Genomic DNA, 12,458 nt, shown 5'->3' with positions numbered 1-12,458 from the left:
GCCCCGCAACGGTCCCGCGCGGGCCGTGTACCGGTGCCGGCGCGGGCCGGGCCGCTCAGCCGAACCGTTCGATCCGGATGCGGTCCACCGGCTGTCCGGCGGCCACCAGCAGCCGCGAGGCGTGCTCGGCGAACGCGTTCGACCCGCACACGTACGCCTCCCAGCCGCCGGCCGGAAGCTCCTCGAAGGCCGGCCGCAGATGCGCGGCGCCGAGCCGCCCCACGGGCACGCCCGCCGGCGCCCGCCGGGTGAAGACGGGCGTGGTCTCGGGACCGTACTCGCGTGCGTAGATCAGCTCCTCGGGGCCCCGCGCGGACACCAGCAGCCGCAGCGGCACGTCCAGGGCGCGCGCCCTGCGGTGCCGGACCATCGACATCAGCGGCACCACCCCGGAGCCGGCGCCGATCAGCAGCGCGGGCCGGTCCCCGGGCCAGGCGAAGAAACCGCTGAGCGGACCGCGTACCTCGACCCGGTCGCCCGGCCGGGCCCGGGTGTGGAACCAGCCGGAGACCTCGCCGCCCTCGACATGGTCCAGCGTCAGTTCGACGTGCCCCGAGTCGTCGGGCGCGGAGGCCAGGGAGTAGTGCCGCTGGGCGGTGTAGCCGTCGTCGGCGGTCAGCCGGAGCATCAGGTGCTGGCCGGGCAGATGGCCCGCCCAGGCCGGGACCGCCAACCGGAAGGTCGCCGCATGCGGGGTCTCCCGGCGGATCTCGGTGAGCGTGGCCGTCTGCCACACGGCGGCGGTCCGGTTGCTCACCGCGATCCGGCCGGGCACGGCGAACCGGGTCGGCGGCACGAAGGACGGCGAGGCGGCGGTCTCAGTCACCGGAGTACCTCTGCTCCTCCCAGGGGTTGCCCCGCGCGTGGTAGCCGTTCTGCTCCCAGAACCCCGGTTCGTCGTGGTCGAGCAGCCTGAGGCCCGCGATCCACTTGGCGCTCTTCCAGAAGTACAGATGCGGCACCAGCAGCCGGGCCGGGCCCCCGTGCTCCGCGGCGAGCGGCTCGCCGTCGTACTCCCAGGCGATCCAGGCCCGCCCGCCGGTGAGGTCGGCCAGCGGCAGGTTCGTGGTGTACCCGGTGTGCGCGTAGGCGACCACGTGCGTGGCCGACTCCCGCACCCCCACGACGTCGAGGAAGGCGTCCAGGGACACACCCCCGAACCGCACCCCGAACTTCGACCAGCTGGTCACACAGTGGATGTCACCCTCGTACGCCGACTCCGGCAGCGCGTGCGCCTCGTCCCAGTCCCAGGTCCGGGGCTCCCGGACCAGCCCGTCGATCCGGAAGGACCAGTCGGCGGGGGAGAGGTCGGGGGTGACCTCGGCGGAGAGCACGGGCCAGTCGTCGCCCGCGTCGTACTGCCCCGGCGGAAGACCGGGGTTGTCGACGCGGGCGCGCCCGGTGAAGCCTCGGGTGACGTTCATACTGCCACCGTACGCTGTCGTCGTGAGTGCTCCGTCCCAGGTCAGCGCCCCCATCATTGCGGCCGTATGAACACTGCGCGGCTCCGGGAATACCCGCCGGGCGCCGCTCCTTGGCGATCGGTGCCGGGGCCGTGCTCCGGACGCAGCGCAAGGAGAGTGAGGAAGAAGATGCCCAAGGCGTACGTCTTCACGCGGTACGGCGGACCGGAGACCGAGGCGTTCGTGGACCTGGACCGGCCGAGCCCCGGCCCCGGGGAGGTGCTCGTCGCGGTGCGCGCCGCCGGGGTGAACCCGGTCGACTGGAAGCTCCGTCAGGGCTACCGGCGCCCCGGTGACACCGCCGAGCGGGTGTTCCCCTCGGTGCTGGGCAACGAGGTGGCCGGTGTGGTCGAGGAGACCGGCGAGGGCGTCACCGGGTTCGCGCCCGGGGACGAGGTGTTCGGCACCGCCGTCGCGGGCGGCTACGCCGAGTACACGCTGCTCGCGGCCGACATCACCGCGCACCGGCCGGCCGGCCTGTCCTTCGCCGCGGCGGCCACCCTCCCCGTGGCCGCCGCCACCGCCTACGACGGCGTCCATCAGCTCGGCCTGCCCGCCGGGGCGACGCTCCTGGTGACGGGCGCGGGCGGCGGGGTGGGCGTCGCGGCGGTGCAGATCGCCCGCGCCCTCGGTGTACGGGTCGTCGGGCTGGCCGGCGAGGGCAAGAAGGCCCTCCTGGAATCGCTGGGTGTGGTCCACGTCCCCTCGGGGCCCGGCTGGGAGGACCGCGTCCGGGCCGTCGCGCCGGACGGGGTCGACGGGGTCTACGACCTCGTCGGCGGCGAGGTGCTGCACACCGCCGCCGCCCTGGTGAAGGACCCCGCCCGGCTGATCACCGCCGGTGCGCCGGCCGAGGAGGTCGAGGCGCTGGGCGGCGCCCGGGTGCTCCGGGCCCGCAGCGCGGACGTCCTGCGGGCCGTGGCGGACCTGGTCGTCGCCGGGCAACTGGACCCGCACATCACCCGGACCTTCCCGCTGGAGCGGGCCGGCGAGGCGCTGCGCGAGGTCGAGAGCGGGCACGCGCAGGGCAAGACGGTCATCGAGGTCGCCGGATGAGCGCGCACGTCCTGGACAACCCCGCGCGAGCCTCCCTCACCGGGCCGCACGCGCACTTCGCCGAGCGCCGGGGCCGGGTCCTGCGCTACCCGGTGGACGTCTCGCCGTGGCTGGCCCTGCCGGAGGACCCGGACGCCGACGACTGGGCGGACCTCGCGGCCCTCGCCGGTCCCGGCGCGGAGGTGCCGCTGCCCGGCTTCCGCGGCGAGGTCCCCGAGGGCTGGGAGATCACCTTCCGGATGGAGGGCGTCCAGCTCGTCGACGACGGCCTCGCGGCGGCGCCGGATCCGGAGGCCGTCCGCCTCGGTCCCGCCGACGTCCCGGAGATGCTCGACCTCGTCGCGCGCACCCAGCCGGGACCGTTCGAGCGGCGCACCATCGAACTCGGCACCTATCTCGGCATCCGCCGCGACGGCGCCCTGATCGCCATGGCCGGCGAACGGCTCCACCCGCCGGGCTGGACCGAGATCAGCGCGGTCTGCACCGACCCGGCCCACCGCGGCGAAGGGCTCGCCACCCGGCTGATCCTGGCCGTCGCCCACGGCATCCGCGCCCGCGGCGAGACCCCGTTCCTGCACACCGGCGCGGGCAACGTCAACGCCATCCGCCTCTACGAGTCCCTGGGCTTCCGGCTGCGTCGCAGAACATCGTTCCTGGCGGCGCGGACCCCGGAGCGGCCGGGGGCGCTGGTGCCGTAACCGAGGGGCTGTCGGCCGGGAGGCGTCCGAGATGTCTGAGTCGTCCGAGGCATGCGTGGCGGTCCGAGGCGTCCGAGGTCGGAACGTCCGGGACGTCTGGGATCTCCGGGGCGTCCAGGGCGTCCGGGGCCTCCGGGACCTCCGGGATGTCTGGGACGTCCTCGCTGCCGACGGCCGCGCGAGGGCTTCGGTGCCGGAGGCGTCAGCTGTGCGCCCGCCGGACCGTGACCTCGTACTGGTCGACGGCGCCCTCCCACCGGATGACGGGCGCGTCAACGGTCTCCGCGTCCTGCATGGCGAGCAGGCTCAGGGCCAGGGCGTGCGACTCGGGGTCGCAGAACGCGGCCAGGTAGTCGCGCAGAGCGTCGTCCCGGACGGCGGCGACCCGCTCGTGCGCCTCCTCCCCGACCTCGTCGGCCGCGTCACCGAGACCGGCGGGTACGTCGTCGGGGCCGGCCGCGGCGTGCAGTCCGGTGGCGGACCGCAGCGCTTCGAGGAGGCCGTCGCCGGAGGCTATCCGGGCCTCCCGCACCGTCCAGGCCTTGCCGGGCAGGCCCGCGGCGGCGAGGTCGACGCCGTGCCGGTCCGCGAGCCGGCCCAGCTCGGCGCCGGACAGCAGGTCGCCGTGGGCCGGACCGAGCGCGGCGAGGTCCTCGGCGAGCCCGGCGGGGAACGCGTCCGCGACGACGGTGAACAGGGACCGGCTCGCGTCGAGGACCAGGACCGTCTCGTCGCAGTCACCGGACGGCGTCAGCAGCAGATGGTCCAGGCGCACGGGCTCCTCACCGGCCGGCGCCGCGTGGTCCACCCAGGCGGGCTCCCGGTCCGACTCGCTCTCGGCGAGGAAGTTCCCCGCGTGGTGACGTACAGGAGGAAGTGAACAGCACGGCACTGACAACGGCAGGGCCCCTCGGGCCCGAGGCCCCGCACCCGCGGTCCGTCAGCCGGTCGGCGGGGCGCCCCAGGTGTTGTACCGGACCAGATACGCGGCGAACCGCTCCAGGTCCTCCCGCGGCCACTCGGCGAGCCGCTCCCGGAAGGCCGCGCGGCGGCTCTCGGTGACCTACTTGTCCAGGGCGGGCAGCGCGGCCAGGTCCGTGGTCCGGCACCCGCCGCTCGCCTCCAGATGACCGAGCAGGGCGTACGACACCAGCGACAGCTCGGGATGCAGCCGGCCTGCGGAGGCGCCGGCGCGCCGGGCGGAGACCGTCTCCCGCTGGATGGTCTCCCCGGCCTCGGCTGCCTGCATCGGGGCCCCCTCGCGCTCTTGGTTGCATAGTACAACTCCCCGAGCGGGGGTGCTAAGGTGATCGACCGGCCGTGACCTCACGGCCCGTGCGACGCGAGGAGGTGAGACCGATTACCGCCGTTCGTTTCCCCGAAAGGTGTTCGTCCTTCGATGTCTCCCTCTTCACCGTCCGCTCCGTCGTCCTCCCGTGACGCCGTCGTCGCCACCCTGCGCGCCGCCGGGTGCGTCTTCGCCGAGGACGAGGCGGAGCTGATCCTCTCCACCGCCCGTACGCCCGCCGAACGCGACGCCATGGTCGCGCGCCGCGCGGCCGGCCACCCGCTCGAACTCGTCGTCGGCTGGGCCGAGTTCCGCGGTCTGCGGATCGCCGTGGAACCGGGTGTCTTCGTCCCCCGCCGCCGCACCGAGTTCCTCGTCGAACAGGCCCTCGCCCACGCCCCGCGCGCCTCGGTCGTCGTGGACCTGTGCTGCGGCTCGGGCGCGGTCGGCGCCGCCCTGGCCGCGGCGCTCGGCGACGTGGAACTGTACGCGGCCGACATAGACCCGGCGGCGGTGCGCTGCGCCCGCGCCAATGTCGCCGCCCACGGCGGCCACGCCCATCAGGGCGATCTGTTCGAGGCGCTGCCCGGCGGGCTGCGGGGCCGGATCGACATCCTGGCCGCCAATGTGCCGTACGTCCCCACCGGCGAGGTCCCCCTGCTGCCGGCGGAGGCCCGCGACCACGAGCCGCGCACCGCCCTCGACGGCGGCGGCGACGGACTCGACGTGCTGCGCAGGGTCGCCGCCGGGGCGCCCGAGTGGCTGGCGCCGGGCGGGATCCTCCTGGTGGAGACCAGCGAGCGGCAGGCCCCGGCCGCCGTCGCGGCCTTCGCCCGTGCCGGCCTGACGGTCCGCCCGGCCGAGGACGAGGACCGGTACGCCCACGTCGTACTGGGGACCAGGGCCAGATAGCGGCGCGGCTGCCCGTGGGGCCGGGGGAGGTGTCGTCCCCGCGGTTCCATGGGCTGTGCCGGCGGTCGTCGTGCCTGTCCGTCCGGGTGCGGGTCGCGGGGTCGGCTCAGGTGGTGGTGCGACCTGCCCGCCCCGTCCGGGTGGGCGCCGGGTCAGGTGGCGGCGCGGCTGCCCGTGGGGCCGGGGGAGGTGTCGTCGCCCCCGTGGTTCCACGGGCCGTGCCGGAAGCCGTCGTGGCCGTCGTGGCCGTCGTCCCGGTCCGGGCCGCGGCCGCGGAAGCCGGAGAAATCGCCGGAGACGACCCGGGCCGCCGTGTAGGTGTCGCCCGAGCGGGAGCCGACGACGACCACCGTGTCGCCCTTCTTCAGCGCCGACGCCCCGGAGTCGGACGTGCCGCCGGTGTGCACGGCGGCGTCCGCGCCGACCGTCCAGGTCCACGAGGTGCCGTCCTCGCTCTTCACCGTCACCCGGTCGCCGTCCACCTTCTCGACCGTCCCGCGCTGCCAGACGTGTACCACCCACTTGCCGGTGTCACGGTCCTTCACGGTCGCCTCGCCGTGCGCCGCGTCACCGCCGAACCAGAAGCCCGACCACGGTCCGCCACGCCCGTGCCCGCCGCCCGGTCCCTCCGAGGGCGACGACGACGCCGGGGCCGACGGGGACGCCGAGGGGGAGCCGGACGAGCCGCCCGAGGTCGCCGCGTAGGCGACCGTGCCGCCGAGGGCCAGCACCGCGACCGCCGTGGCCGCGATCACCGCCCGTCCGCGCGCCGACCGGCGCCACGCGCGGGCGCCCGGCGACCCCGGCTCGCGCTCCTCGCCACCCGGCCCCGAGAGCACCTCGACCTCTTCCGGCTGCTCATGCTCCTGCATCACGGCTCACCTTTCCTCGGCCCGGTCGGCGGGCGCGGCGGGAAACAGCTGGCACTCCTCACTGTGATTGTCGGATCAGCCCGATAAGGAAGCGGTAACAAATCCCTGTGAATCGGGCCGACCGGCTCCCGGAGGCGCCTCAGTCGCGGGCCCGCGCCACGAGAAGTGCGACGTCGTCGTGGTTGTCGGGATGGTGCAGCTCGGTCAGCAGATGGTCGCAGAGCTCCTCCAGCGGGCGCCGGGGATCGTCGAGGAGGGCGAGCAGCGCGTCCAGGCGCTCGTCCAGGGAGTGCACCCGGGTCTCCACCAGCCCGTCGGTGTACAGCACCAGCTGGTCGCCGGGCGCGAACGCGACCTCGGTCGTGGCGAAGGCCACGCCGCCCACGCCCAGCGGCGCGCCCGTGGGCAGTTCCAGCAGCTCCGGTGGCATCCCCGGGCGCACCCGGACCGGCGGCAGATGCCCGGCGTTGGCGATGCGGCAGCGGCGCTGCCGGGGGTCGTGGACGGCGTACACACAGGTGGCGATGGAGTGGTCCAGCCCCTGGGTGATCCGGTCGAGGTGCTCCAGGAGCACCGCGGGGTCGAGATCGAGCGAGGCCAGGGTGGTGGTCGCGGTGCGCAGCCGGCCCATGGTCGCGGCGGCGTCGATGCCGCTGCCCATGACGTCGCCGACGACCAGCGCGGTCTTGCCCTCCTCGAGCGGGATGACGTCGAACCAGTCCCCGCCGACCTCGGTGGTGGCGCCCGCCGGCTGGTAGCGCGAGGAGACCTCCAGGCCGCCGGTGACCGGCGGATGGCTGGGCAGCAGGCTCCGCTGGAGAGTGAGCGCGGTGCTCCGGGCGTGCTGGTACCAGCGGGCGTTGTCGATCTGCACGGCCGCGCGGGCCGCCAGTTCCCGGGCGAGCAGCAGGTCGTCCCGGCCGAACGGCAGCGGGTTGTGGATCCGCTTGAGGTCCAGCGCGCCGAGCACCTCGCCGCGGGCGATCAGCGGGACGGCCAGACAGGAGTGCACCCCGGCCCGGGCCAGCAGCCCGGCGGCCTCGGCGGAGGGCGCGATCCGGGCCAGGTCGGCCTCCCCGACCCGCGCGATCATGACCGGCTGCCCGGTGCGCACGCACTCCGTGACGAGCTGGCCGGGGGCGTAGCGGACCACCTGTCCGGCCGGGTCGGCGGCGCGCAGGGCCTCGGGTGCGTCGACGGCCCGGACCGCCAGGGGGCGGACGGCGGCCGCCTCGGCGTGGTGCGGACCGAAGGGGCGGCCGGCCACCACGTCGTCCAACAGGTCCACCGAGGCCACGTCCGCCAGTTCCGGCACGGCGACCTCGGCCAGCTCGCGGGCGGTGCGCTCCAGGTCCAGGGTGGTGCCGATGCGGGCCGAGGCGTCGGCGATCAGCGCGAGCCGGCGCCGCGCCGCCTCCGCCTCCACGCCCGCCCGGTACTGGTCGGAGACGTCGACCACCGAGGCCGCCACGCCCAGCACGGTGCCGCGCGAGTCCTCCAGCCGGTACAGCGAGACGGACCAGGCGTGGTCGCGGTCCGGGTCGGCGCGGGTCCGGCCGACCGTGGACCGGTCGACGAGCGGCTCCCCGGTCCGCAGCACGTCGCGCACCGCCGCCTCCAGCGCGTCCGCCTCCATCGAGGGAAGCACCTCGCGGATCCGGCGCCCGAGGTGCTCCTCGGGAGGCAGGCCGATGATCCCCGCCAGCGCCGGATTCACCGAGACGAACCGCAGGTCCGGGTCGACCACGGCCAGGCCGATGGGGGACTGGTTGACCATGCGCGTGGACAGCGCCACGTCCCGCTCCAGGCGGCGCACCGTCGACTGGTCCGCGGCGAGCCCCAGGGCGTAGACGGTGCCCTGGTCGTTGACCAGCCGCATGTTGCGGAACTCCACCATCCGGGTGGAGCCGTCCTTGCGGCGCACGGGGAACGCCCCGGCCCAGCTCTGTCCGGTCACCATGACGTCGGCGAACAGCTTGACGACCAGGTCGACATGGCGTTCGTGGATCATGACCTTGGCCGCGTACCGCCCCAGCGCCTCGTCCGCCGTGTAGCCGAACAGCTCTTCGGCCTGCGGGCTCCACAGGACGACCCGTCCCTGGGTGTCGAGCACCACCGAGGCCACGTTCAGCACGTCCAGCAGTCCGCTGGGCAGGGCCGGGGCGCCGCCCGCGGCCGTGGACGCTCCGGCTGCCGCGCTCATGCCACGCACCGCCTCCGCTCGTCGCCGAGGCACCCTGTCCCGCGTGCCGACTCCCCCTGTTCCACCGCGCTCAATCCCTCCATGCTCCTCCAGTACGCGGACGGACGCCGTTCGCCTCAAGGCCGGACCGGGTCCGTCCGTGTACCGGAGGATCGCCGAACCGGCATCCCGCGCGTGATCGTGGTGTCGCCCGCCTCGCTGGTACCGCCCGGAAAGTGGTGCTTTTCTGGGGTTGTGCAGCGGTGCGCGGGGAACCCGCCCCACCGCGCCACCCCACGAGAGGAGCGATCGTGATGGACCGTGCCCGACCGCACGAGGAGCCCGTCTCCCTCGAGATCAGCGGATGCAGCAAGGAGGACGCGCGGATCGTCTTCGACACCCTCTGCGCCTGCTTCGAGTCCGACCGCGGCCCCGACGAGGTGCCGCAGCAGCTTCACGAGACCCGTCCGATGGTGTGGCTGGGCACCTTCGAGGTCACCGAGGCCCACGAGTGCCCGCCGCCCGCCCGGCTCTCGGCCTCCGTCGAGGCCGACGCGCAGGGGGGCTACTGGGCGATCGAGCGCCTGCGCTCCACCCTCGACTCGATGTTCTCGGTACGCGACCTCGCCTCGGCCTCCGGGGACCAGGAGCGCGAACTGCACGTCCTCCTGGAGAGCAGGTGAGTGGCGCAGGTCACCCCTGATCTTGTTTTGCAACTAGTTGCATAAACCGTGCGCGGTCCTCTACAACTGGAGGCGAACACCGCCGCGCACGGAGGCCGCCATGAGCCGTTACCCCCATCTGCTGAGCCCGCTCGACCTGGGCTTCACCACGCTGCCCAACCGCGTCCTGATGGGCTCGATGCACGTCGGCCTGGAGGAGGCCGACCGCGGCTTCGAGCGCATGGCGGAGTTCTACGCCGCCCGGGCCCGCGGCGGAGTGGGCCTGATCGTCACCGGCGGCATCGCCCCCAACGACGCGGGGCGCCCGTACGAGGGCGGCGCCAAGCTCACCACCGAGGAGGAGGCCGAGCAGCACCGCGCGATCACCGAGGCCGTGCACCGCGAGGGCGGCCGGATCGCGATGCAGATCCTGCACTTCGGCCGCTACGCCCACCACCGGGACCTGGTCGCGCCGAGCCCGCTCCAGGCCCCCATCAGTCCCTTCCCGCCGCGTGAGCTCACCGACGCCGAGGTCGAGCGCACCATCGACGACTACGCCCGTGCCGCCCGCCTCGCCCGGCGGGCCGGCTACGACGGCGTCGAGATCATGGGCTCCGAGGGCTACCTCATCAACGAGTTCATCGCCGCCCCGACCAACCACCGCACCGACCGCTGGGGCGGCTCGTACGAGAACCGCATGCGCTTCCCCGTGGAGATCGTGCGCCGGGTGCGCGAGGCGGTCGGCGAGGACTTCATCGTCGTCTACCGGCTGTCGATGCTGGACCTGGTGCCCGGCGGTTCCACCCTGGACGAGGTGGTCACCCTCGCGAAGGCCGTCGAGGAGGCCGGCGCGACCCTCATCAACACCGGCATCGGCTGGCACGAGGCCCGGATCCCCACCATCGCGACCTCCGTGCCGCGCGGCGCCTACACCTGGGTGACACAGCGGCTGATGGGCGCGGTGAACATCCCGCTCGTCACCACCAACCGCATCAACACCCCTGAACTCGCCGAGCAGTTGCTCGCCGAAGGCCGCGCCGACATGATCTCCATGGCCCGGCCGATGCTCGCCGACCCCGACTTCGTGAACAAGGCCGCGGCCGGCACCCCGGAGGCCATCAACACCTGCATCGGCTGCAACCAGGCCTGCCTGGACCACACGTTCAGCGGCCGCATCACCTCCTGCCTGGTCAATCCGCGCGCCTGCCACGAGACCGAGCTCGTCCTCTCCCCGACCCGGCTGCGCAAGCGCGTCGCGGTCGTCGGCGCCGGACCGGCCGGCCTCGCCTGCGCGGTGTCGGCGGCCGAACGCGGCCACGACGTCACGCTGTTCGACGCGGCGGACGAGATCGGCGGGCAGCTCAACGTGGCCCGCAAGGTCCCCGGCAAGCAGGAGTTCGACGAGACGCTGCGCTACTTCCGCCACCAGCTCGACACGCACGGTGTGGACGTCCGCCTCGGCACCCTCGTCGCGGCGGGCGACCTGACGGGCTACGACGAGGTCGTCGTCGCCACCGGCGTCACCCCGCGCGTCCCCGACATCCCGGGCGTCGACCACCCCAGCGTCGTCGGCTACCTCGACGTCCTGCGCGACGGCGCGCCCGTCGGCGACCGCGTGGCGATCCTCGGCGCGGGCGGCATCGGCTTCGACGTCGCCGAGTTCCTCACCGACGGCGGCGACGGGGCGAGCGAGGACCCGGCGGTGTACTTCCGCCAGTGGGGCGTCGACATGGACTACGCGGCCCCCGGTGGCCTTGCCGCCCCCGAGCGGCCCGCCCCGCCGCGCACGGTCCACCTCCTCCAGCGCAAGACCGGCAAGGTCGGCGCCGGTCTCGGCAAGACCACCGGCTGGATCCACCGCACCGAGCTCAGGCACCGGGGCGTCACCACGGTCCCGGGCGTGCGGTACGACCGCATCGACGACGCCGGCCTGCACATCACCGTCGGTGACGAGAGCACGGTCCTGGAGGTCGACACGGTCGTGCTGTGCACCGGCCAGGACCCGCGCCGCGACCTCTACGAGGCCCTGCTCGCCGCCGGCACGAAGGCCCACCTCATCGGCGGCGCCGACGTGGCCGCCGAACTCGACGCCAAGCGCGCCATCCAGCAGGGCACCGAGCTGGCTGCGGCACTCTAGGCCCCTGCCGACCCCTCCCTAGGATGACGTCATGTCACTCCCGCACGCGATCCTCACCGCCCTGCTCGAGAAGCCGTCCTCGGGGCTGGATCTGACCCGCCGGTTCGACAAGTCGATCGGGTACTTCTGGTCGGCGACGCACCAGCAGATCTACCGCGAGCTGGGAAAACTGGAGGCCGAGGGCCATATCCGCGCCCTGCCCGCCGCACAGCCGGCCCGGGGGCAGAAGAAGGCCTACGAGGTCCTGCCCGCGGGCCGCGCGGAACTCGCGCGGTGGACGGCCGCGTCGCAGGACCCCAAGCCGCACCGCGACGCGCTCCTGCTCCGGCTGCGGGCCGCGGCCGTCGTCGGCACCGCGGGTCTGGAGGACGACCTGCGCCGCCACCGGGAGCTGCACCGGAGCCAGCTCGCCGAGTACGAGGAGATCGAGAAGCGCGACTTCCCGCCCGGTGACGACAGTGCGCAGGCCAGGCTCCACCACCTGGTCCTGCGCGCGGGCATCGAGCTGGAGACCTTCTGGATCCAGTGGCTCGGCGAGGCACTGGAGAACCTGCCGCTCGGAGGGGACACCTCTCAGGGGCGGTGAGGCGGCTACAGGCGGTACGGCTTCGAGCGGCGGCGCAGGAACCAGGCCGCCGCGATCACCCCGACGCCCACCAGCGCGCCGCCCACCCCCATCGTCACCGGACCGACGTCCCGGGCCGCGCCGCCGAGTCCGCCCATGACGCCCCGCGACGGCGAGGCGGACGCCGTGGCGGAGATCGTCGGGGTGGACGGGGCCGACACGATCACGGACTGGGTGCCCGCGGTGGTCCCGTTGGAGCACATGACGACCACGGTGTAGGTGCCGGGGGAGACGCCCGACCAGGCGGCGGACTGGCTGACGGTCGTCCCCGACAGCGCCACCTGGCGGCCCTGGGCGAAGCTCGCCTGGCCACTGCCCAGCAGCGCCGCGGTGCCCCAGCTGCCGTTGATCTGGGTGCAGGCACTGGTCACCACCGACACCGTGGAGCCGGTCGTGCTCACGGAGATGCCGGAGACCGCGGCCGCCGGATGTGCGGTCAGGACGAGCGGCAGCACGGCGGCGGCTGCCACGGCCGGTCCCGAGCGGAGAAGAAGACGGGAAGTGCGCATCGGATGCCCTCCGGCGGCACGGTTGGCGGTACATCCCTTGCGCCGCCGAGGGTC

Annotated in this window: 12 protein-coding genes and 1 pseudogene; 6 read left to right on the top strand and 7 right to left on the bottom strand. The window is 74.2% G+C overall.

Features of this window, described 5'->3' with window-relative positions:
• Positions 1-55 precede the first annotated feature (55 nt).
• Positions 56-826 (bottom strand): ferredoxin reductase, encoded by a 771-nt coding sequence (locus AQJ58_RS38615; protein WP_067259096.1) that lies wholly within the window; start codon positions 824-826, stop codon positions 56-58.
• A complete protein-coding gene (locus tag AQJ58_RS38610; protein WP_067259094.1) occupies positions 819-1,424 on the bottom strand; it encodes a sulfite oxidase-like oxidoreductase in 606 nt (201 codons plus the stop codon). The genes AQJ58_RS38615 and AQJ58_RS38610 overlap by 8 nt, the downstream gene beginning before the upstream one ends.
• 168 nt (positions 1,425-1,592) lie before the next feature.
• Here AQJ58_RS38610 and AQJ58_RS38605 point away from each other — a divergent pair, with 168 nt between their 5' ends.
• Together AQJ58_RS38605 and AQJ58_RS38600 are read left to right on the top strand one after the other, a co-directional pair.
• Complete coding sequence (locus AQJ58_RS38605; protein ID WP_067259092.1) at positions 1,593-2,519, top strand: NADP-dependent oxidoreductase; 927 nt, start codon at positions 1,593-1,595, stop codon at positions 2,517-2,519.
• The gene (locus AQJ58_RS38600; RefSeq protein WP_067259091.1) at positions 2,516-3,217 is read left to right on the top strand and encodes a GNAT family N-acetyltransferase; all 702 of its coding nucleotides are present in this window, start codon (positions 2,516-2,518) and stop codon (positions 3,215-3,217) included. Before AQJ58_RS38605 ends, AQJ58_RS38600 begins: the two co-directional genes overlap by 4 nt.
• A gap of 202 nt (positions 3,218-3,419) precedes the next feature.
• On the opposite strand, the gene AQJ58_RS38595 is transcribed toward AQJ58_RS38600, so the two are convergent.
• Positions 3,420-4,025, bottom strand: coding sequence for a hypothetical protein (locus AQJ58_RS38595; protein ID WP_067259089.1), 606 nt, complete (start codon positions 4,023-4,025; stop codon positions 3,420-3,422).
• A 132-nt stretch (positions 4,026-4,157) separates the two neighbouring features.
• Positions 4,158-4,466, bottom strand: a pseudogene (locus tag AQJ58_RS38590) (hypothetical protein).
• A gap of 150 nt (positions 4,467-4,616) precedes the next feature.
• On the opposite strand from AQJ58_RS38590, the gene AQJ58_RS38585 reads away from it, so the two are divergent.
• Positions 4,617-5,417: a putative protein N(5)-glutamine methyltransferase gene (locus AQJ58_RS38585; protein WP_067259088.1), complete on the top strand. Its 801-nt coding sequence runs from the start codon at positions 4,617-4,619 to the stop codon at positions 5,415-5,417.
• 152 nt (positions 5,418-5,569) lie between these two features.
• On the opposite strand, the gene AQJ58_RS38580 is transcribed toward AQJ58_RS38585, so the two are convergent.
• On the bottom strand, positions 5,570-6,289 hold the full coding sequence (locus tag AQJ58_RS38580) for a hypothetical protein (protein WP_067259086.1): 720 nt from the start codon (positions 6,287-6,289) through the stop codon (positions 5,570-5,572).
• 139 nt (positions 6,290-6,428) lie between these two features.
• Positions 6,429-8,492, bottom strand: a complete 2,064-nt coding sequence (locus AQJ58_RS38575) for a SpoIIE family protein phosphatase (RefSeq protein WP_067259085.1) — start codon at positions 8,490-8,492, stop codon at positions 6,429-6,431.
• A 293-nt stretch (positions 8,493-8,785) separates the two neighbouring features.
• Between AQJ58_RS38575 and AQJ58_RS38570 the strand changes: the two genes are divergently transcribed.
• From AQJ58_RS38570 to AQJ58_RS38560, 3 genes are all read left to right on the top strand, one after another.
• Positions 8,786-9,154 (top strand): hypothetical protein, encoded by a 369-nt coding sequence (locus AQJ58_RS38570; RefSeq protein ID WP_067259083.1) that lies wholly within the window; start codon positions 8,786-8,788, stop codon positions 9,152-9,154.
• A 100-nt stretch (positions 9,155-9,254) separates the two neighbouring features.
• On the top strand, positions 9,255-11,270 hold the full coding sequence (locus tag AQJ58_RS38565; protein WP_067259081.1) for an NADPH-dependent 2,4-dienoyl-CoA reductase: 2,016 nt from the start codon (positions 9,255-9,257) through the stop codon (positions 11,268-11,270).
• A gap of 31 nt (positions 11,271-11,301) precedes the next feature.
• Entirely contained in the window at positions 11,302-11,856 is a 555-nt protein-coding gene (locus AQJ58_RS38560) for a PadR family transcriptional regulator (RefSeq protein WP_067259080.1), read from the top strand.
• A gap of 5 nt (positions 11,857-11,861) precedes the next feature.
• Here the strand turns inward: AQJ58_RS38560 and AQJ58_RS38555 are convergent, their stop codons facing one another.
• Positions 11,862-12,404 carry a hypothetical protein gene (locus tag AQJ58_RS38555; RefSeq protein WP_067259079.1) on the bottom strand — a complete coding sequence of 181 codons (543 nt, stop codon included), beginning with the start codon at positions 12,402-12,404 and terminating at the stop codon, positions 11,862-11,864.
• Positions 12,405-12,458: the final 54 nt, after the last annotated feature.

It is taken from the genome of Streptomyces sp. DSM 15324, assembly GCF_001514285.1.
In the GTDB taxonomy this organism is placed as follows: Bacteria; Actinomycetota; Actinomycetes; order Streptomycetales; family Streptomycetaceae; genus Streptomyces.
This window is presented reverse-complemented; position numbering and strand designations above follow the sequence as displayed.